General features: G+C 64.5%; 24 protein-coding genes. 2 read left to right on the top strand and 22 right to left on the bottom strand.

Features of this window, described 5'->3' with window-relative positions; all coding sequences use genetic code 11:
- Positions 1-9 precede the first annotated feature (9 nt).
- The 7 genes from MO486_RS06370 to MO486_RS06340 all read right to left on the bottom strand — a co-directional run bounded on the left by MO486_RS06370 (position 10) and on the right by MO486_RS06340 (position 4,838).
- Positions 10-696 carry a response regulator transcription factor gene (locus tag MO486_RS06370; RefSeq protein ID WP_242905407.1) on the bottom strand — a complete coding sequence of 229 codons (687 nt, stop codon included), beginning with the start codon at positions 694-696 and terminating at the stop codon, positions 10-12.
- A 48-nt stretch (positions 697-744) separates the two neighbouring features.
- A complete protein-coding gene (locus MO486_RS06365; protein ID WP_242905404.1) occupies positions 745-1,146 on the bottom strand; it encodes a hypothetical protein in 402 nt (133 codons plus the stop codon).
- Between the two features lie 137 nt (positions 1,147-1,283).
- Positions 1,284-2,195 carry an arginine deiminase-related protein gene (locus MO486_RS06360; protein WP_242905402.1) on the bottom strand — a complete coding sequence of 304 codons (912 nt, stop codon included), beginning with the start codon at positions 2,193-2,195 and terminating at the stop codon, positions 1,284-1,286.
- Positions 2,192-3,202 carry a tRNA dihydrouridine(20/20a) synthase DusA gene (gene dusA, locus MO486_RS06355; RefSeq protein WP_345779199.1) on the bottom strand — a complete coding sequence of 337 codons (1,011 nt, stop codon included), beginning with the start codon at positions 3,200-3,202 and terminating at the stop codon, positions 2,192-2,194. The genes MO486_RS06360 and dusA overlap by 4 nt, the downstream gene beginning before the upstream one ends.
- Positions 3,203-3,237: 35 nt before the next feature.
- Entirely contained in the window at positions 3,238-3,717 is a 480-nt protein-coding gene (locus tag MO486_RS06350; protein WP_242905400.1) for a GNAT family N-acetyltransferase, read from the bottom strand.
- 27 nt (positions 3,718-3,744) lie between these two features.
- On the bottom strand, positions 3,745-4,146 hold the full coding sequence (locus MO486_RS06345; protein WP_242905398.1) for a GFA family protein: 402 nt from the start codon (positions 4,144-4,146) through the stop codon (positions 3,745-3,747).
- Positions 4,146-4,838 (bottom strand): hypothetical protein, encoded by a 693-nt coding sequence (locus MO486_RS06340; protein WP_242905396.1) that lies wholly within the window; start codon positions 4,836-4,838, stop codon positions 4,146-4,148. The genes MO486_RS06345 and MO486_RS06340 overlap by 1 nt, the downstream gene beginning before the upstream one ends.
- Before the next feature lie 197 nt (positions 4,839-5,035).
- Here MO486_RS06340 and MO486_RS06335 point away from each other — a divergent pair, with 197 nt between their 5' ends.
- Positions 5,036-5,227: a hypothetical protein gene (locus MO486_RS06335; protein WP_242905395.1), complete on the top strand. Its 192-nt coding sequence runs from the start codon at positions 5,036-5,038 to the stop codon at positions 5,225-5,227.
- A gap of 7 nt (positions 5,228-5,234) precedes the next feature.
- Here MO486_RS06335 and MO486_RS06330 read toward each other — a convergent pair whose 3' ends face one another.
- From MO486_RS06330 to MO486_RS06300, 7 genes are all read right to left on the bottom strand, one after another.
- Positions 5,235-5,669, bottom strand: coding sequence for a hypothetical protein (locus MO486_RS06330; RefSeq protein ID WP_242905394.1), 435 nt, complete (start codon positions 5,667-5,669; stop codon positions 5,235-5,237).
- A 120-nt stretch (positions 5,670-5,789) separates the two neighbouring features.
- Positions 5,790-6,287 carry a hypothetical protein gene (locus MO486_RS06325; protein WP_242905393.1) on the bottom strand — a complete coding sequence of 166 codons (498 nt, stop codon included), beginning with the start codon at positions 6,285-6,287 and terminating at the stop codon, positions 5,790-5,792.
- Between the two features lie 121 nt (positions 6,288-6,408).
- The gene (locus MO486_RS06320) at positions 6,409-7,440 is read right to left on the bottom strand and encodes a hypothetical protein (RefSeq protein WP_242905392.1); all 1,032 of its coding nucleotides are present in this window, start codon (positions 7,438-7,440) and stop codon (positions 6,409-6,411) included.
- Positions 7,441-7,493: 53 nt separating this feature from the next.
- On the bottom strand, positions 7,494-8,225 hold the full coding sequence (locus MO486_RS06315; protein WP_242905391.1) for an HAD family hydrolase: 732 nt from the start codon (positions 8,223-8,225) through the stop codon (positions 7,494-7,496).
- An 85-nt stretch (positions 8,226-8,310) separates the two neighbouring features.
- Positions 8,311-8,553, bottom strand: a complete 243-nt coding sequence (locus MO486_RS06310) for a hypothetical protein (protein ID WP_242905390.1) — start codon at positions 8,551-8,553, stop codon at positions 8,311-8,313.
- Positions 8,554-8,656: 103 nt separating this feature from the next.
- Positions 8,657-9,079 (bottom strand): EF-hand domain-containing protein, encoded by a 423-nt coding sequence (locus MO486_RS06305; protein ID WP_242905389.1) that lies wholly within the window; start codon positions 9,077-9,079, stop codon positions 8,657-8,659.
- A 340-nt stretch (positions 9,080-9,419) separates the two neighbouring features.
- Complete coding sequence (locus MO486_RS06300) at positions 9,420-10,541, bottom strand: protein-glutamine glutaminase family protein (RefSeq protein ID WP_242905388.1); 1,122 nt, start codon at positions 10,539-10,541, stop codon at positions 9,420-9,422.
- A 286-nt stretch (positions 10,542-10,827) separates the two neighbouring features.
- On the opposite strand from MO486_RS06300, the gene MO486_RS06295 reads away from it, so the two are divergent.
- A complete protein-coding gene (locus MO486_RS06295) occupies positions 10,828-12,771 on the top strand; it encodes a M14 family zinc carboxypeptidase (protein WP_242905387.1) in 1,944 nt (647 codons plus the stop codon).
- Between the two features lie 83 nt (positions 12,772-12,854).
- On the opposite strand, the gene MO486_RS06290 is transcribed toward MO486_RS06295, so the two are convergent.
- The 8 genes from MO486_RS06290 to MO486_RS06255 form a co-directional block, all read right to left on the bottom strand.
- Positions 12,855-13,541, bottom strand: a complete 687-nt coding sequence (locus MO486_RS06290) for a hypothetical protein (RefSeq protein WP_242905386.1) — start codon at positions 13,539-13,541, stop codon at positions 12,855-12,857.
- A gap of 155 nt (positions 13,542-13,696) precedes the next feature.
- Positions 13,697-13,885 carry a CPXCG motif-containing cysteine-rich protein gene (locus MO486_RS06285; protein WP_242905385.1) on the bottom strand — a complete coding sequence of 63 codons (189 nt, stop codon included), beginning with the start codon at positions 13,883-13,885 and terminating at the stop codon, positions 13,697-13,699.
- A 9-nt stretch (positions 13,886-13,894) separates the two neighbouring features.
- Positions 13,895-14,608 (bottom strand): hypothetical protein, encoded by a 714-nt coding sequence (locus MO486_RS06280; RefSeq protein WP_242905384.1) that lies wholly within the window; start codon positions 14,606-14,608, stop codon positions 13,895-13,897.
- 53 nt (positions 14,609-14,661) lie between these two features.
- Positions 14,662-15,078, bottom strand: a complete 417-nt coding sequence (locus MO486_RS06275) for a hypothetical protein (protein ID WP_242905382.1) — start codon at positions 15,076-15,078, stop codon at positions 14,662-14,664.
- A 33-nt stretch (positions 15,079-15,111) separates the two neighbouring features.
- Positions 15,112-15,633, bottom strand: a complete 522-nt coding sequence (locus MO486_RS06270; protein ID WP_242905381.1) for a DUF1993 domain-containing protein — start codon at positions 15,631-15,633, stop codon at positions 15,112-15,114.
- Between the two features lie 164 nt (positions 15,634-15,797).
- Positions 15,798-16,583: a lytic transglycosylase domain-containing protein gene (locus MO486_RS06265; RefSeq protein WP_242905952.1), complete on the bottom strand. Its 786-nt coding sequence runs from the start codon at positions 16,581-16,583 to the stop codon at positions 15,798-15,800.
- A gap of 67 nt (positions 16,584-16,650) precedes the next feature.
- Positions 16,651-17,091, bottom strand: coding sequence for a hypothetical protein (locus MO486_RS06260; RefSeq protein WP_242905380.1), 441 nt, complete (start codon positions 17,089-17,091; stop codon positions 16,651-16,653).
- A gap of 65 nt (positions 17,092-17,156) precedes the next feature.
- Positions 17,157-18,110, bottom strand: a complete 954-nt coding sequence (locus MO486_RS06255) for an NmrA/HSCARG family protein (RefSeq protein ID WP_242905379.1) — start codon at positions 18,108-18,110, stop codon at positions 17,157-17,159.
- Positions 18,111-18,145 lie beyond the last annotated feature (35 nt).

Raw genomic sequence — 18,145 nt, 5'->3', positions numbered from 1 at the left:
GCGGCGGCATCAGCCCTCGCCGGTGCGGGCGATGGCGAAACGATAGCCGCGGCCACGCACGGTCTCAATCGGCTTGAGTTCGCCGTCGGGATCGAGCTTCTTGCGCAAGCGGCCGATGAAGACTTCGAGCACGTTGGAATCGCGGTCGAAATCCTGCTGGTAGATGTGCTCGGTGAGGTCGGCTTTCGAGACCAGCTCGCCCGCGTGCATCATCAGGTACTCGAGCACCTTGTACTCGTAGCTGGTGAGATCGACGTTGCTGCCGTTGACGGTCACGGTCTGCGCGGCGAGATCGAGCACTACCGGGCCGCATTCGAGGGTCGGCTTGCTCCAACCAGCGGCACGGCGTACCAGGGCGTTGATCCGCGCCAGCAGTTCCTCGACGTGAAAGGGCTTCACGAGATAGTCGTCGGCGCCCTGTTTCAGCCCTTCCACCTTGTCCTGCCAGCTCGAACGCGCGGTCAGGATCAAGACCGGGAACTGCTTGCCTTCGTCGCGCAAGGCCTTGATGAGTTCCATGCCCGACATCTTGGGCAGGCCAAGGTCGATGATGCCGAGGTCGAATGGCACCTCGCGGCCCATGTACAGGCCTTCCTCCCCGTCCTGGGCGGCATCGACCGCGAAGCCCTCGCGCTTCAGGCGCGCGGACAGGGTTTCGCGAAGCGGGGCTTCGTCTTCGACGAGCAGAATGCGCATGGAGACTCCGTCTGCAGGGCGGCCAGTCATGGCCGGAGGCTGTTCAGCTTAGTCGCTGTCGTCGTCTTCGTCGCGTGTACGCCGGCGGTCGCCGCGGTTGTTGGCGGGCCCGTCGTCGTCCTTGGCCTGGGGATCGTCCCAGTACACCCGTACCCGGCCACGATCGTCGACGACCTTGACGCGATTGACGTCACGGCCGTCGAACTGGACGCGTTCGGCGCTCAGGACCTGGCCACGGGTGGCGCGCTCGGCGCGACGGACCGCATCGGACAATGCGCTCTGGTCGTCGCGACGTTCGTGGCCGCGCGGCTGGCTCTGACCCTGATCGCCGCGCCCACGCTGCTGCTCCGGACCACGCCCCTGGGGCTGCGGCAACGCCCACGCGGACGCGCTCGCTCCCGCCAGGATGGCGAGCAACGACAACGAACGCAGGGCACGGGACAGCGGCATGGGCAGAAAATCCTAAGGACTGCAGTGCGCCGAATGGTACCGGCGATGGGACGCATTCTTGGAATGTGGCGGTGAATCCGGTCTGAACTTTTTCTTCACACGATGGCCGCGGTTCAGCCGTGGCGACGTTAGCGACGTCAAAAAATCTCACCCACGCAACAGCGAAGCGAGCCACCACCGGCCTCGATCGCATCGAGTTCGACGCCGCGCACGGCGAAGCCCGCCGCAGCGAGCGCCGCGCGACTGGCATCGGTCAGCATCCGTTGGGCGGTGGCGCTCATCCACACCGCGTCTGCCGATAGCGCAATCGAATTGCCGGCGAAGGCGGCATGCTCCTCCGGCGACAGCAGCACCGCATGCGGTGCGTACAACGCGGCGATCGCGTCGACGACAGCCGGATCGGCGAACCCCTGCGGGCAGATCAACACGGCCCGCCCGGCCAGCACGGCCAGCACCACGTTGGTGTGGTATTCGCCCGCGGCAAGATCGAACAGCAGCGTCGCGCGCAGGCCGAAGGCTTCGTGCATCAGCCGTGCGCCCGCCTCATCGCAACGTTCGGACAGACCGCACAAGCCGATGCCACGGGCGCGATCGATCACCAGCGCCCCAGTCAACTCGCAAGGATGGGGCTGCGTGGACAAGTCGATCTCGGCGTAGTCGAGCACGCCGCCGAAAAAACCGCGGATGTCTGCACGCGTCGCTTCGCGCTGGCGCACCGGGTGGCGCATGCGGCCGACGACGTAGCGGCCGGCGGTGGTGCCGAAGGCATTGTTGGGGAACAGCGCATCCGGGGTGGCGGGATCGCCGGCGAAACAGATCGTCGGCACGATCCCGGACAACGCGCTGTGCAGTTCACGATGCTGCTGCGCGGCGCGGTCCGCATCGAAGGCATGCGCATCGGCCATGTAGCGATTGTCGGCCGCGGATTGCTCGGCCAGGGCGAAGCCGTCGGGCGCGACCAGGAACGCCGCGCGCGCGGTGGCCGGGCCGAAGTCGGGCGCAAGGCTGCGTGCATGCGCGAGGAAGGATTCAGTGTCGTGCGTGATCATGCGGCGTCGGCGCGCGCCTCCGGCTCGAACTGTGTCATCGACAAGGCGCGCTCGACCAGCGCCCAGTCGGCGCCAGGCTTGTGCGCGCCTTCGCTCAGCACCTGGCGGAACGCACGGCCGCCACGCTCGCCATGGAACAGGCCGAGCACATGCCGGGTGATGTGCTTGAGCGCGATGCCCTGGGCCAGCCATGTTTCGACATGCGGCCGCAAGGTGCGCAGCAGGTCGGCACGCGTCTGCAACTCGCCACCGAACCAGTCGACATCGAGCCGGTGCAGCAGGTACGGATCGTGGTACGCGGCGCGGCCGAGCATGGCGCCGTCGGCGTGTTCCAGATGCTGAGTGGCTTCGTCGCGCGTCGCGATGCCGCCGTTGACGATCACGCGCAGTTCCGGGCGTTCGCGCTTGAGCCGCCACGCCCAGTCGTAGCGCAGCGGCGGCACTTCGCGGTTCTCCTTCGGCGACAGGCCCTTGAGCCAGGCGTTGCGCGCATGGACCACGAACATCCGGCAACCCGCTTCGGCGATGCTGTCGACAAAGTGCCGGAAACGATCGTAGTCATGATCGTCATCAACACCAAGCCGGCACTTCACCGTCACCGGTACGTTGCACGCAGCGATCATCGCCGCAACGCTGTCGGCAACAAGCGCTGGTTCGCGCATCAGGCATGCACCAAAACGGCCCGCCTGCACGCGATCGGATGGACACCCGCAATTGAGGTTGATCTCATCGAAGCCGTGTTCCTCGCCGATGCGTGCCGCCTGCGCCAGCAATGCCGGTTCGCTGCCACCCAGCTGCAACGCGACAGGATGTTCAACCGGGTCCAGTGCCAGCAGATGATTGCGGTCACCATGGATCACCGCATTCGCATGGACCATTTCCGTATACAGCCGCGCGTGCGGCGCCAGCAGACGATGGAAAACGCGGCAATGCGTATCGGTCCAATCCATCATCGGGGCGACGGACAGGCGCAGGGCTTCGGCGGGAATGGCAGGTACGTTCGGCACTCGCACATTGTACGGGCGTGTAGCGTTGCGGCCGATCAGTCTGGTTCCCACACCATGTAGACGTCGGCGCGGGCGTAGTGCGAGCCCGGTCGCGGCGCGGGGTGATGGCGGAAGCCGACGCTCTCGTACAGTTTCAGCGCGGGAGCGAGCTTGCTGCTGGATTCGAGGAACAACTCGCGCCCATTAAGCGTGCGATAGGCATCCAGCGCTCCCAGCATTAGCAGGCGACCGATGCCCGCGCCCTGATGTGCCGGTTCGACCGCCATCTTAGTCAGTTCGTAGACGCCGCCACCTTCGTGCTTGAGCGCGACGGTGCCGACGGCATGGTCGTCGCCGTCGATCGCGAACAGCACACGGCCGCCGGCGGCGAGGATGTGGGCCTCCGGATCGGACAGGACGACACGATCGATCGGTTCGACCACGAACCAGCGCTCGAGCCATTCGATGTTGAGGCGGGCGAAGTCGCTGCGCCATCGCGGCGCGTAGTCGACGATGCGGATGTTCGGATTCGACATGCGCCCATGATACGGCGCGGTGCGCGACTAGTCGTGCGACAGATGCGCCAGCGCCGCGGTCGACGCTTCGCGGTCGTTGTCGTCGAACGGGATGATCGTCAACCGCGTGACAGTGCCTTCATCGAGACAGCGCACGTTGACGTCCACCCCATCGGGATGGCTGCGCGGGATGTAGAAACTCTTGATGCCGCAGTGGCGGCAGAAACGGTGTTTGGCGGCACCGGTGTTGAAGGTGTATTCGACCAGGTCGTCGGCGCCGGACAGCAGGCGGAAGCGCGCGGCCGGCACGATCAGGTGCAGGAAGCCGGTCATGCGGCAGATCGAGCAATTGCAGTCGAGCGCCTCGATCTGCGCCGGGGCCTCGACCTCAAAACGCACGCGGCGGCAATGACAGCCGCCGCGATGCGTTACGCGTTCGGAAGCAGGCATCAGCCCTTGCCGTTGCCCTTGCCGCCCTTCTTGCCTTTGCCTTGGCCGCCCTTGTCGCTGCTGGCCTTGCCTTTCCCAGTCTTGCCCGAGCCGCCGGCGTGGTCGGGTTTGCCGCCCGAGTGCTGCGCTTTACCACCGCCATGGTCGCTGTGATCGACCCGTGCGGCGCTCTTGCCATGGCCGCTGCCCTTGTTGCCGCCCTTGCCGCGGCCCGGGTAGGCGCGCTCGAGTTCGACATCGAGGGTGATCGGGCGTCCCCAGCGGTCGTAGGTCGGCACGAAGCCGCGCTTGAGACGATGGAACTCGGCCGAACCCGGCTTGATGCCCATGCGCTTGGCGATCACGCCCCAGCCCTGGCCGCGATCACGGTCGAATTCGTCAACCACGTAACGGCAGGGCCGGCCGATGATCGAAGCAATGGAGCAGGCGAGGTAAACGTCGCCCGGCGCCCAGCGGCGTTGTTCCAGCAGTTCGACCACCAGCGGGCGCGGCGCGCCGTGGTAGCGGACCATTTCGTCGATGAAGGGGTCGCGGTAGCGCGAACCGTAGCGGTTCATGTCGCCGGCCCAGGTGTCGATCCAGACGTCACCGGTGCGTGGGCTCCAGCCCACTGTGAAGTCCTGGGCGGCAACGGCGCCGGTTGCAGCTGCAAGCGCGGCGGCCAGCGCGAAGATTCTCAACTTGCGGTGCATATGGATCCCCTGCTGTGTTGGACGTTCATAGTGTCGGTGCGCCCGATGAATGGGTTCTGAAACCGCGTCACAGTCCCGACAGCTCGGTTCGGCACGTTCAGCGCGAGCCGGGGCTGGTGACGGTCAAGTGAGAACGGGCATACACGCGGCCGTGACCGGTGCCCCACTACGTTCCCTATCCATGACACGGCATCGATATGGACACATTACCTGCCCCTGATCGGACCTGGATACGCCGCCATTGGCTGATCGTGCTCGTGGCGATCGTGGTGGCCACCGTGGCATATGTCGGCGGTATCGGCTGGGTGGCGCAACGCCTGCAGCGCGACATGGCCCAGACCATGCAAACGGCGCCGGTAGTCGAGGACCACCAGCATCGCAGCGACTAGGAACCTGTCAACGCGCCTCGATCACGAACTTGCCGAACGCGACGCCGATATCCCAGCCTTTTCCCTTGCCGGCCAGCGCCAACGACACCTCGCCCTTGGTCATCGCCTGCGCCTTGGCCGACTTCGATGCGCCGGCATGCGCCTCGGCGGTGGCATAGGTACCGAGTACGTCGTGGATATCGTGGACACCGGAGAACTCGCCGGTACCGTTCTCGATTCGTGACTTGCCGAAGCTCAGGCCGCCGCCCTTGGCGCTGATCCGCACTGCCATGCGTTGTCCGTTGCTGCAGCTGACAGTGCCTTCACCGGATGCAGTCTTGTAGAACACCGACCAGCCGGACATCGAGAACCGCAGCTTGCAATCCACCGTGCCGCGCGCCTGCGCTGCGCCACTGGCGGCCAACAATACGGCTGCGACCAGAAGGGAACCGAATCGGGTCATCACGCTCTCCTTGAAGAAGCCCTGTAAACGAATGCGCGGAGGCTAGCACCGTCCGCGGTACTCCGGCATGACGACGGCGCCGGGGACACCGGCGCCGTCAGACCACGCATGCGCTAGCGATCAATCGTCATCGTCATCGTCGTCGCGATCGCGCCAGCGGCGACCGTCCCAGTAGCGGTCGTTGCGGTCGTAACGGGAATAACGATCGTCATAGTAGCGATCGTAATAGTCGCGGCGATCGTAACGCGGATCGTAATAGGTCACTTTGCACTTGCCGTGCTTGTTGCACTTCACCTTGCGGTTGCCCGGACCATTGTTCCAGTAGCCGTAGGCGTTGCCATACGGCGGACCGGCACGGTAATCGCTCTGGTAACGCGGCACCATGCGGTAATAGACGAGGCGGCCGTAGCGGTCGCGCTGTACGATCAGACGATCGTCGTAGCCGTAATCGCCATAGCGGTAATACGGCACGCCGCCGCGCAGCACCACGTCGGCGATATCAACCAGCACGCGAGTCAACGTGTCGTCCTGCGCCTGCGCGGGCGCCGGGGCCATCGCACCGAAGCCGAGACCCGCCGCGAGCACGGCAGGGGCAAGCCAGCGAGACAGGATAGTCATCGTTCTCTCCTACTCACCCGCACCATTGCGGGCTTGAGCGAACGATGCGACCGCGCCGGTGAACCGGTTTTTAACCAAACCGGGATGGCCCGGCCGGCGTTGCGGTCGGTAAATTTATCGTTCAGCCGCCGGCCTGCTTGCGCAGGGTCAGCGTGGTGCTTTCAGTTTCCTGCTTGTCACCGATGTTCTTGCGCTCGATGCGCACCATGCGATGCACGATGCCGGTAGCGGTGTCGATCAGGAAGGTGGTGTCGGTGCCGATGTCCACCGTCCTGGGCACGACCTTGCTGATGGCCGCCTTGTCGTCCGCTGCGGCTTTGTCGCCCAGCATCTTCTGCGCGACATCACCGATGACCGCGGCAGCCTGCTCGGGATCCATGTCCAGCGTCCAATGCACTTCAACGAAACCCTTCTGCTGCGATCGCGAGACCTTGAGTCTGCCGATCATCGGGATCGGTTCGCCGCCGGCAGGATTCTGGCCTTGGTCGTCGTATTCGAATTCTTCGTTCAAGGCGACGCCGCCGGCGCCCATGAAGTTGAATGCTTGCGGCTCCTTCGACAACAACGTCGTGACGAACGCCTCGCTGCTCATCATGTCGAGCATCGGCGCCAGCTGGGCATCGAGCTTGGCCATCAATTCCGGATCGGGCTTCTCCTTGGCGTCGGCGGCCGCCTTGGCCATCCCTGCGCGGAAAGCCTTGCCCATGTGCTCGCGAATCACTGGCCGGAAGTCGGCAGTGTTGAGGACGGCGGCGAAATTGCCGTCCTTGTCAAGGCGCACGTCGAGCGGCATGTTGGCGAGCGCATCGGCGAGGCCGCGCGCGGCGGCTTCGGTGGCGGCGTCGATGTTTTCGAAGGTGTAGTGGATATCGCTCCACTGCCAGCGCTGGACGACGCCGTCGCCATCGACGCGGGGCACCGAAATCGTCGCGGTCGATGTCGACGCCATGCGTTCGACCTTGCCGTCGCTGCGCTCGACGCTTTCGCTGCGCTCGTCGTAAACGAGCTTGGCGCCAGGTTTCCACGGCAGCGGCCAGGTCGGCGCTTCCTGCTTGGCAGGGACATTCGGCGCGTCGGCTTTCCTGGACACTTCCGCCAGGACTGGCGTCACCCACATGGCCGCGCACAACGCGGCGACGATCCACTTGTGCATCGACTGTCTCCCCGGGTCATGCCAAATAGCCTAAACGCGATACGTGACCGTCGCTAGCTGGCTGCCAGCGCGGCGACCGCAATCGTCCGCAATGCCGCCGGCAATTCAGTGGCCGTGGCCACCGTGCGCAGGCGCGGCGCGTCGGCGGCGACGTCGGCCTCGTTCTCGTGCGCCCAGGTCACGTGGTAGGGCATGTGGATACCCCAACCACCGAGCTCGAGTACCGGGGCGATGTCGGAACGCAGCGAGTTGCCGATCATCGCGAACTGCGATGCCGACAGGTCGAATTCGCGCAACACCCGCGCATAGGTCGACGCGTCCTTTTCGCTGACGATCTCGATGCGATGGAACAGGTCGGCCAGGCCCGATTGCTTCACCTTCGCTTCCTGGTGGAACAGGTCGCCCTTGGTGATCAGCACGATCTCGTGCTCGGCACCGATGGCCTCCACGGCCGAGCGGATGCCCGGCAGCAGCTCCACCGGATGCTGCAGCAGCGCCTTGCCCAGTTCGACGATGCGATGCAGGTCGGCGGCGCTGATGCGCGCCTCGGTGATCTCCACCGCCGCCTCCACCATCGACAGCGTCATGCTTTTCACACCGTAGCCGAACAGCGCCAGGTTGCGCATCTCGACGGCGTACAGGCGCTCATGGGTACGGGCGTCGTGCAGGTCGACGTAGCCCTGCAGGATGCGTTCGAAGTCGTCCTGCGCAGCGTGGTAGTAATCCTCGCTGCGCCACAGGGTGTCGTCGCCGTCGAAGCCGACCAGTCGGATGTCCGTATGCATGGCGGAAGTGTAACTGCCGCAATAACGAAGGGCGACTTGCGCCGCCCTTCGTGCCACAACCTTGGTTGTTATACGAACGGATCGCTTACGGCGTGCTCGGCGGCGTTTCCGTACTGGCGCCATCTGCGGGCGCGGGCGTCGACGTGTCGGACGGGGTGGCCGAAGCCTCGGTGGTGCTCGAAGCGGAGGTCGAAGCCGAGGCATCGGCAGCCGGCGCGCTGGCTTCGGCCGCTGCCGAAGTATCGGTGTCGGCAGTGCTGGCGCAGGATGCAAGCAACAACGTCGCGAACGCGAACAACGCGAGGGAAGCATTGGGGAGCGTCTTCATGGCGTTTTCTCTAGCAAGTGAAGCGTGCTCGCGCACGCACATGATGGACGCCGGCCGGCATGACGCCGGCCGGAATCCGGAGGTTGCGATCAACTCTGCGACATCAGCCGCCGGAGCCGGACTTGCCCTTGCCGCTGGAGGCGAGGTAAGCCTTGTACTCGTCGGGGCTCAACTGGCCATCGGCGTTGGCATCGGCCTGCACGAACACTTTCGACAAGCTGTTGACCGGCTGCGCTTCGCTAACGCTGAGGTTGCCGTTCTGGTCGACATCGAGTTCCGACCAACTCTTCTTGACCGGAGTGGCGGGCGTGGCCGGGGTCGCTGGCGTAGCCGCAGTGGCAGCGGTGCCTTCGGTGGCAGGCGTTGCAGGCGTGGCCGGCGTTGCGGGCGTGGCCGGTGTCGCGGCTTGCGCGGCGGCGTCGGGCTGCGCCGAAGCGTTGGCATTGCTGCTCTGGGCGAAAGCGAGCGGCATGGCAAGGGTTGCGCCGAGTGCGAGGGCAGCGACGAGGGACTTCTGGTTCTTCATTCGGTGTTTCCTCCATGGGGGAATGTGGAGCGCGCGGTGAATGCCGCACGTCGCAACCATGCCCGCGTTTGTCTGAATCGAGGCAACCCCGCAATCGCCTTGCATACATGGCCTTAACCACAGCACGCATGAGTTGCGCTAAGCGCGGGCCGGAATGTGATGTCGAACGGGTGTCGTGAACACCACGCACACATGAATGAATGCGACTCATGCCACCACTTTCGCAGGATCGGCAGGTCAGTCAGCCCAGCCCGCGTCGCGAGGACGATGACGCCTCCAGGTAACGTAAGCGTGCAAGTAGGAGGGCGCCAGATTGGCGCCCTCTTCTTTTACGTTCCCGCTACGGGCAATTCGCGTAGGGCGGCGGCCCCAATTGCAGCGAGCGGTTCTTGAGGTACAGCCGATAGTCCTCCAAGTACCCCCACGTCTTGCTGTAGGTCGGATCGGTTTCGAGGTTGTTGGCGGACCAGCGGTAATAGACCGAAGCGTCGTGTGGATACAACGCCGCATTCGGATCGCCCTGCACGCTCTTCCATGTCGCCGCGGATACAGGCCCAGTGAACAACGCCGGGTCGATCACCATCTTTTCGCTCGCCCACCACCACCACCATCGCCATTTGCGCACGCACAACGTCGGCGCGACATGCCAGCCCCACCAGACCTCGCAGTAGGGATTGTTCTTGGTGCTGACGTGGAGGCTGCCGACGATCCACAACTTCCGCGGCGTGACGCCCGCATCGATCATCAATCGACACATCTCGTGCGCACGCGCCCAGCAACCGTCATCCGGATACAGAAAAGGGATGCACGGCGGCGGCACCGTCAGGGGATTGCATGAGGTCGCGCTGACCAGGTCGAACATCTGCTGTGCTTTCGCCGCCGACACGCAGCCGAACCACCACCACGGCCACCAACGCCAGCGCCAGAACCGTTCGAACCAGTTCAAGCGTTCCGGAAACGGCGGCAGGTCCGGAATCGGACCATCGTCCGGTCCCGGCATGAACCGCAGCTCGAGGATCCGGTGTGCTTCGTCTTCGACCACGATCGCGCGCAGGCGCTTGGCGTGCGCGGCGCGCAACGCTTCATCCAGTGCCTCGAAGTCAGGGTGGTCGCGCCTGAGCAGGTGACGTGCATGCGAATACGCCAGCTCCACCGCGATGCCATCGGCTGTTGGCGGACCAATGGCAACGACGCGGGTGACTTTGGGGATCAGCAGGCGCGTGATCGCGTCGTTGGCCGGATCGACTTCGACGTATACCAGGCGTTTGTCGCGGCGCAACGTTTCGAGGATGTCGGCGAAGCCTGCCGAGCGCGGATCCGCTGGATCGAGGTGTGCGCGGCGGGCATTGGCGAATTCGATGTCGAGTCCGCGCTCGCTGCCGCGCAGCAGTTCGGCAGCCGGTTTGTCGAGTGGGGGATCGATCCTGGTGATGTTGGCAAGGATCGCGTTCGGGTTTGGCATCGCACTCTCTCCTGGTTGTCTTGCGTGTCGTCCTTAGTTGCGGCTCCGCGCATTGCGAGTTAACGCAGTGGCCGCACAACAGCGGCCGCATCGCTGCATGCGCCACTAACACTCACCTGAGAGCAAAAGGGCACGCCTCCACGCTGGCCGTTGCGCCGAAGCACTGCCGTTGCATGAAGTGCGAGTTGCCGCAGGCGAGCGCGCAAGCGGAGAGCGCGCAGGCCGCGCCACGATGTTCTGGGCGAACAGCCCATCCACGGACTTCACCCAACGTAAGGACACCACCATGAAATCGCATCCCCCATCACCGTCGCTGCGCACACATGGATTCGCCATGGTGCGATCGAAACCGGGTCATCCCCACCTGGCGTTGCTCCTGGTGGCCGGCGTCCTGGTCGGCAGCGGTTGTGCACCGCTACCCACCAGGCCGTTGTCATCGACGGCATGGGGCACGATCGCCACCGATGCCGGAACCACCGAGACCCCAGGCTCTGACCGCGACAAGGATGGCGTCACCGACGACCGTGAACGTGTCTACGGCAGTAATCCCGAACAACCAGACAGCGACCAGGATGGTTATGCCGACGGCTACGAGGACCGATTCGCCGGTTTCGGCTACGACATCATCAAACCGGATACAGATCGCGATCGCGACGGCCTGACTGACACGCACGAAACCGCGCTCGGCACGGATCCCACTATGGCCGACAGCGATGGTGACGGCTGGAGCGACTTCGACGAAGTACTGAACGAATACTTCGGCTACGACCCGCGCGTGAAGACCGAGGACGCAGACTTCGACGGCCTCGGTGACGAACTCGAGAAACGCCTCGGCTCGTCACCGCGCAAAGTCGACAGCAACGATGACGGCATCAGTGACTTCCTCGCCTATTCTTCCGACCAGTCGCCCGTCGGCCCGCCCCTGAAAGGACCGCTCGCCGACCTGATGGGCACCACCTACAGCCCGGCGATGGGCGAAGCGCTGCTGCAGATCCGCAAAGGTGGTGCATTCCCGAGCGAACTCGCAGGACAGTTGCCGTACCCGGACGTGACCGCACCGCTGACGAAGCAAGGTCTCCAGCCTTCGGCCGCCCTGATGCAGCGTGCGCTGTCCAATCCGCACAATTCGCCTGGCATCTACCAGACCTATGCCGAGATCGAGCAGGAGCTGTTCAAGCTCGCCGCGGCGTTCGACGGCAGTTCGGGCCCGTTCCTGGTGCGGCTGTTCTACTGGACGGGACAAACCATCGACAACTGCGACGGCAAGCGGCTCCCCGGACGCAAGATCTACGCGGTCAAGGTCTCGGCCAATCCGCAGCAGAACGATCCAGAACCGGAAGTCGCCTTCTTCGGCGTGCACCACGCGCGCGAACTGATCACCGGTTACCAGACCCTGCGCTTGCTGCACGCATTGACCGATGGCTACAGCACCGACAACCAGATCAAAAAGTTGGTGGACACGCGCGAAGTCTGGGTGATCCCGGTCGTCAACCCCAACGGTTACGACCGCGCGGTGGCCAACCAGGTCGACTGGCGCAAGAACACGCGCCTGACCGAGGGGCAAAAGCGCTGCGGCACCGACCTCAACCGCAACTACGGCTTTGCGCACCCAAGCACATTCACCCAGGCGCAGCGCATGACCCTGCCTGACATGGGCTCGAGCGGCGTCGATACCGCCACCGGCAACCTGGTGCCGGATCTGGACACCTACCCTGGCCCGCAGCCGTTCTCCGAAGTCGAAACGCAGGCCGTGCGTGGACTCGCGCATAGTCAGTTCGCAACCAGGCTGAAGGAAGAAGTCGACGGCCTGGGCTGCGCGCTGTCGTGGCACAGCTACGGGGGCGTGGTCGGACATCCGATGGGGCATGTCGCGGTGCCGCCCAGCACCGACCTCGATGCGCCCGACGTCGCTCCTTCCGACGACCTGACCAAGGCGATGGCGACCGCCGCCAGCTACACCGACGTCCAGGACGACTACGCCACTACCGGCACGGTCGATGGCTGCTCGGTCCCGCACTACATGGTCTACGGCGACAGCAACGACTGGCTGTACAAGGACGGCGACACGTTCTCGACGCTGATCGAGGAGTACTCGTCACCGGAACGCGGCGCTTGCCCGGGCGGCGGCATCCAGCAGGCCTTCTATCCGCTCACCGCGACGCTGCGCGATACGGTTGCAGACACCAACGTCAAGGCAGCGCTGGCGATGTTGAAGACCTGTCCGCAATGAGTAGCTGGCGCGTGTCTAGCAACGCTACCGACAGAAGGAGGGCGCCTGATCAGCGCCCTCCTATACGGATCGCACAGTAATGATTACGGCTTCAGCTGCGCCTTGGCATGTGCACGGTATTCGGCATCGGTGACGAAACCATCGCCATCGCTGTCCATGGCCGTAAACGCGGTGTCGAAGCTGGTGTCGACGTCCGCCTCGGTCGCGCTGATGCGGCCATCATGGTTGACGTCGAGCCGCGCCCAGGTCGAACGCGTCACGACCGCCGAATGCCCAGCGGCGTCGGTGGCGCCCTGCGCCGTGTCCGCCTTCGCGAACGTGCGGTACTCGGTGTCGCTGACGAAGGTGTCGCCGTTGCTGTCCATCGCTGCGAAATCGGTATCGAACGCGGTGTCGGCATCGGCTTCGGTCGCGCTGATCTGACCATCGGAGTCAGTATCCAGGCGCGCCCACAGGTCGCGCTGCACGACATCCGAATGCGGCGCGGCGTGTTGCGCACCTTGCGATGTCGGCGGCATCGGTTTTGTCGCTTCGGTCTTCGTCATCGGCGCGTCGGCCTGATCCTTGGGATCGGTCACCTGGTCTTTTTTCTGCACCGCGCTGTCCACTGCATCCGTGGCGCGATCAGTGGCCTGCGTCGGCAAGGTTGGCGCAGTGGTTTGCACAGTCGCCTGGCCGGCGACATCGGTCTTGACCTGCGCGATGGCCGTCGGCGCAAACATCACAGCACCCAATGCCATCGCCAGAAGCGTACGTACTCGTGCGTTCATGGGGGTCTCCTCCTGACTGTCGAATTGCACCGCAGTACGCGGAGCACCGGGAGCATTCGCCTCGACAGCTGTATCTGCACTGAGTTTTCGCGTAACAAACGAACGCTTCACGCCGCCTTCAACACGGCTTAGCGTTTGCAGCCTGCATTGGGATTTCAGGCGTCGTCTTCAGCCGAAGCGCTCACCTGCGGCACACCGTCATCGTCGAACCGCACCGCGATCACGATCGGACGGCAGCAGACCTGGCAATCCTCGATGTAGTCCTGGTCGCCGGCGGAATCGTCGACGAGGATGGTGATGATTTCACCGCAGTAGGGACAGGTGATATCGATGGAGGGCAGCATGGCCGTGGGTTATTTCGCTGGCTCCGCGTTCAACGTCTCGGCACGATCGACGAAACGATCCAGCGCGGCACGCACGCGGGTCGTGTCATCGCCAGGTTGATGGGGACGATAGGCGTAGACGTACAGCATCTTGCCGCGCAGAAGCGTCACCGCGCCTGCGGCTTCCAGCAACAGCTGCTTGGATGTGCCTGCCACCTGGACGGTGATGGGCATTAGCACGGTAAAACGCAAGGAACGCGCCCGGTCGCCATACAGCACCGGCTTGCCGATATCACCGAAGTTCACGTCGATTCTGGCCCCCGCGCTTTCGCTCATGCGCTTGTTCGCGCCTGCCTCGCTCGAGGTGGCGATCGCGTTCATGTCGAGCGCACCCAACTGCTCGGCGATGGTTGGGAGCAACTCCTGCCACTCGTTTTCACTGAAGGTCACACCCTCTGCGTCGCGCAGGCTCTGCACCTGCAGATAAGTCTGCTGCAGCGGCTGCCCGGTCACCATGCGCTTGAGGTCATCCTCACTGATGAAGGCTTCGACCAGGCGCAGCGGCGGCGGCAATGCTGCGGACGCTGTGGCATGCGCAGCCGGTGCCTTCTCGCTCGCGCGCACATAGCCGTCATCGATCGCCAGGCGAACCTCGGTGCCACCGATCGACAGCGGCACCACGGTTTCCGCCAGGACCAGGCGCGGCAACAGGCAGGCAAGTGCAAGGATAAGGATGCGTGACATGGCGTTTCCTGATGGTTGTAGCCGGTGAGGCGGCAACGTATGCCGCAAATGCTTCAGCTTGATTTGCGGCGCCGGTATTCGGACACGACTTCTTCCAGGCTCGGATTGGACTTGGCCTTGCCGTTGACGAACACGATCGGCACCTGGCCACTCATCACCGTCCTGACCCGCTCCGCAGTGGCGGCATCCGGCAGATTGTCGAAACTCGCTGCGTCGGCACGGGAGACCGGCACGCCACGGCTGCCGAGATCGCTGACCAGTGCGTACGCACGTTGCGCGGCGTCCGACGGACAGTTTTCCGGTGCGAACACGACCACACCATGGGGACTCATTCCATCCGGCATCGGAACCGAAACGAAACCGCCTTCACTGGTCGCGGCGACGAGGTCGCGCTCGACGCTGTGCTTCTTCCAGTAGTGGTAGCCCCCGCCAGCGATGGCGACCAACAGCAGGAGCTTGATGAGATTCATGTGCCCGCGCTTCCCCAAGTGCGTGGATGATCGTCAGGTCGGCCGGCGCTGTGCCCCGAGGAAATCGTTCTTGCCCAGCGCCACGCCCGCCTCGCGCAGGATGGCGTAAGCCGCGGTGCTATGGAAGTACAGGTTGGGCAGGACGAAGTGCAGCAGGTAGGACTGGCCGTCGAACTTCATCTCGCCGTTGTTGCGGGTCATGAACGAGACTGCGCGGGTCTCGCTGCCGTCGAGTTGCCCGGGCTTGAACGTGCCGATGTAGTCGATGGCGCGGTCGATGCGGGCGTAGAGCTGCGCGAACGTGGTTTCGTCGTCTTCGAATTTCAGCGGGTCGACGCCGGCAAGGCGCGCGCAACCGTTCTTGGCCATGTCGGTGGCGATCTGCACCTGCCGCACCAGCGGGAACATGTCGGGTATCAATCGTGTCTGCAGCAGCACGCCGGGGTCGTAGCCCTTGTCGGTCGCGTGTGCTTCACCCTTCTGCAGCACGTCGCGCAGGTTGTGCAGCGCGCGGAGGAAGACGGGGGCAGAGGCCTGGTACATGGAAAGGGTCATGGCGGATTCCGGAAAGAGAGTGGGCCCCGATGGGCGCGGTTAGGCTAATCGCGGCGCCGGCTCCTGATTAGCCGCGGTTTCAGGGAATGCCTGTCCCGTGAACGGGCCAATCATGGCTCCGCGACTGCAACCTCGTTCGTACATCAGTCGTTCCTCGCTGATGGCTACGGTACGGACTGGGTGGGCCGCTCATTGGCCACGGTTTCGGCACTGCGCAACGGTCGTCCCATCGCCGCGCGATAACGCGCATACAACGCCTGCACTTTTTCCACGTAGACCTGCGTTTCCGCATACGGCGGCACACCGCCGAAGTGCGCGACCGCGCCGATACCTGCATTGTAGGCCGCGGCCACCAGCTCGAGATCACCCTTGTAGTGCCGCATCAACGCCTTGAGGTACCTGGCACCGCCATCGATCGAGTCCGACGACGAATAGGGATTGGCGACGCCGTATTCGCGCACCACGTCCGGCATCAACTGCATCACGCCCTGCGCGCCTTTCGGGGACAGCGCTGCGGCATCGAAACCGCTTTCGGCATGCGCGATCGCGCGCAACCAGGCGTCGTCGACACCGGTTTTCTTCGCCGCCGCCTTGAACTGCCACGCGAACATGTCGAGCCGCGGTTTGCCGATCCTGCCCAGGCCGACATGCGCCGACGAGGATTTTGGCGTCTCGACGGTAAAAGCCAGCACCGGTTTAGAACCCGGCAACTTGCGCGTGCCATACACGGTGCGCCCATCCTGCTGGCGTTCGTAGAGCGTGCCTTTCACGGTGCCCAATTGGCCCCACAGGTTCGGCACCTTGGCGGCGTTGTCATCGAAGTGCCTGGCCACGCAACGCGAACCGGGCTCGGGTGAGGTCGACAGGCTGACCGTGCCATTGCGCACGCAACGATAGACGGTGCGTGCATCGAGCGCGGCCGGAACCGCGAGGGCCAGCAGACCCGCCATGACGAATGCGGCGTGCCGAGACATGGGGCCGGATTGTAGACCCGGCCCTGTTGTGAATGAATCAGCGCTATTTCGCCGGCGCCCTGGGCAGGGGCTGATCCGGCACGCGTACCAGCGCGATCTCGACCGCACCGCCCGGATTGTTGCTGCGGATCTCGAGCGTGCTGGCGTCGAGCTTGAGGATGTCGGTGGGATAGGTCGCGCCTTCCTCGGTCATCGTCAGCTTGTCGTCGGCGTAGTGCCAGCTGCCGTACAGCGGCGTGCCGTTGGGCGCATCGATCACCAGCGTGCCGTCGGCAAGGAAGGCGTAAATGGTGCCTGCCTCCACCGTCGACGACTTCTCCACGCGCCAGACCTTGTCGACGAACGCGGGCGCGGTGGCGACAGGTGCGGAAGGCGGAATGTTCGCCGGCACCTGGATCGTCACGGGAGTTGGGGACCCCGCGTCCGACGCTGGCTTGCAGGCGGCGAGCAATACGACCAGACCGACCAACATCAACATGCGCATGGGATGTCCTCGCGAAGTGGAGCGATAAGGATACGCGCGGCGGACCTGCCCGCCCCGCGTGCGGCTCAGCCTTCCAGTGGAATGCGCCGGCTGTTGTCTGCAAGCCATTGCGCGAAGGTCTGCATGCGGGGATTGAGCGCGCGTGCCTGCGCAACATCGCGGGCACCGCAGAACTCGGCCTCGAAGTCGTGCTTGTACTGGAACATGTTGCCGAGGTCTTCCGCGCCGGGGAACCCGAACGCGCGGTACTGCGCCGGCGTCACGGCCTGGTAGCGCACTTCGCGACCCAGCGCGTCGGCAAGCGCTGCTGCCATCTGCGTACCGGTCAATTTTTCGCCGGCAATGCCGACGGTCTTGCCGATGTAGGTATCGCCGGCCTTGAAGATCCCGTAGGCGCTGCGCCCGATGTCTTCGGCGGCGATGCCCGGCAGCTTCGCGTCTCCCATCGGCAGCACGAAGTCGAGCACGCCGTCGGCGCCGGGCTTCGGTCCCATGCCGAAATGGATCAGGTTGTCCCAGTAGAACGAAGTCAGCAGGAACGTCGTCGGCACGCCGGCTTCGATGAAGTACGCGTCGGCCTCGCCTTTGGCGTCGAAGTGCGGAACCTTGTACTCGCCCATCAGCGTCGGCATGCGGTCGTCGTCGAGCGGTACCCGCTTGCGGGTGTCTTCCAGCGTCGACCAGATCACATGGCGGATGCCTGCGGCCTTGGCGGCCTGCGCCAGATGCTGCGCCTGCGTCTTTTCCTTTTCAGGGGAAAAGTGTTCCCAGAAGTTGGTCACGAAGTAGGCGCCGTACGCGCCCTGCAACGCATGCTCCAGGCTGGCCGCATCGTCGCTGTCGGCCGCGACGACTTCGACGCCACGCGCCGCCAGCGCCTTGGCCTTGTCGGAATTCACATCGCGGGTGATCGCACGCGCAGCGAAGCCGCCATCCGGATCATCGAGGATCGCGCGCACCAGGCCGCCGCCCTGCGCACCGGTGGCGCCGACGACTGCAATGATTTTCTTGTCTTGCATGGGGAGTCTCGCTGGGAATGCCACGCTGAGTCGTG

This window comes from Lysobacter sp. CFH 32150, assembly GCF_022758295.1.
In the GTDB taxonomy this organism is placed as follows: domain Bacteria; phylum Pseudomonadota; class Gammaproteobacteria; order Xanthomonadales; family Xanthomonadaceae; genus CFH-32150.
The sequence above is the reverse complement of the archived record's forward strand: the minus strand, read 5'-3'. Positions and strand labels throughout refer to the sequence as shown.

Excerpts from the sequence above, each read along its gene's own strand:
- MO486_RS06290 (WP_242905386.1), bottom strand. The coding sequence starts at position 13,541 with ATGAACGCACGAGTACGTACGCTTCTGGCGATGGCATTGGGTGCTGTG.
- MO486_RS06370 (WP_242905407.1), bottom strand. The coding sequence starts at position 696 with ATGCGCATTCTGCTCGTCGAAGACGAAGCCCCGCTTCGCGAAACCCTG.
- MO486_RS06365 (WP_242905404.1), bottom strand. The coding sequence starts at position 1,146 with ATGCCGCTGTCCCGTGCCCTGCGTTCGTTGTCGTTGCTCGCCATCCTG.
- MO486_RS06360 (WP_242905402.1), bottom strand. The coding sequence starts at position 2,195 with ATGATCACGCACGACACTGAATCCTTCCTCGCGCATGCACGCAGCCTT.
- MO486_RS06335 (WP_242905395.1), top strand. The coding sequence starts at position 5,036 with ATGGACACATTACCTGCCCCTGATCGGACCTGGATACGCCGCCATTGG.
- MO486_RS06255 (WP_242905379.1), bottom strand. The coding sequence starts at position 18,110 with ATGCAAGACAAGAAAATCATTGCAGTCGTCGGCGCCACCGGTGCGCAG.
- MO486_RS06295 (WP_242905387.1), top strand. The coding sequence starts at position 10,828 with ATGAAATCGCATCCCCCATCACCGTCGCTGCGCACACATGGATTCGCC.
- MO486_RS06325 (WP_242905393.1), bottom strand. The coding sequence starts at position 6,287 with ATGACTATCCTGTCTCGCTGGCTTGCCCCTGCCGTGCTCGCGGCGGGT.
- MO486_RS06285 (WP_242905385.1), bottom strand. The coding sequence starts at position 13,885 with ATGCTGCCCTCCATCGATATCACCTGTCCCTACTGCGGTGAAATCATC.
- MO486_RS06345 (WP_242905398.1), bottom strand. The coding sequence starts at position 4,146 with ATGCCTGCTTCCGAACGCGTAACGCATCGCGGCGGCTGTCATTGCCGC.
- MO486_RS06340 (WP_242905396.1), bottom strand. The coding sequence starts at position 4,838 with ATGCACCGCAAGTTGAGAATCTTCGCGCTGGCCGCCGCGCTTGCAGCT.
- MO486_RS06310 (WP_242905390.1), bottom strand. The coding sequence starts at position 8,553 with ATGAAGACGCTCCCCAATGCTTCCCTCGCGTTGTTCGCGTTCGCGACG.
- MO486_RS06320 (WP_242905392.1), bottom strand. The coding sequence starts at position 7,440 with ATGCACAAGTGGATCGTCGCCGCGTTGTGCGCGGCCATGTGGGTGACG.
- MO486_RS06315 (WP_242905391.1), bottom strand. The coding sequence starts at position 8,225 with ATGCATACGGACATCCGACTGGTCGGCTTCGACGGCGACGACACCCTG.
- MO486_RS06330 (WP_242905394.1), bottom strand. The coding sequence starts at position 5,669 with ATGACCCGATTCGGTTCCCTTCTGGTCGCAGCCGTATTGTTGGCCGCC.
- MO486_RS06300 (WP_242905388.1), bottom strand. The coding sequence starts at position 10,541 with ATGCCAAACCCGAACGCGATCCTTGCCAACATCACCAGGATCGATCCC.
- MO486_RS06270 (WP_242905381.1), bottom strand. The coding sequence starts at position 15,633 with ATGACCCTTTCCATGTACCAGGCCTCTGCCCCCGTCTTCCTCCGCGCG.
- MO486_RS06275 (WP_242905382.1), bottom strand. The coding sequence starts at position 15,078 with ATGAATCTCATCAAGCTCCTGCTGTTGGTCGCCATCGCTGGCGGGGGC.
- MO486_RS06265 (WP_242905952.1), bottom strand. The coding sequence starts at position 16,583 with ATGGCGGGTCTGCTGGCCCTCGCGGTTCCGGCCGCGCTCGATGCACGC.
- MO486_RS06280 (WP_242905384.1), bottom strand. The coding sequence starts at position 14,608 with ATGTCACGCATCCTTATCCTTGCACTTGCCTGCCTGTTGCCGCGCCTG.
- MO486_RS06305 (WP_242905389.1), bottom strand. The coding sequence starts at position 9,079 with ATGAAGAACCAGAAGTCCCTCGTCGCTGCCCTCGCACTCGGCGCAACC.
- MO486_RS06350 (WP_242905400.1), bottom strand. The coding sequence starts at position 3,717 with ATGTCGAATCCGAACATCCGCATCGTCGACTACGCGCCGCGATGGCGC.
- MO486_RS06260 (WP_242905380.1), bottom strand. The coding sequence starts at position 17,091 with ATGCGCATGTTGATGTTGGTCGGTCTGGTCGTATTGCTCGCCGCCTGC.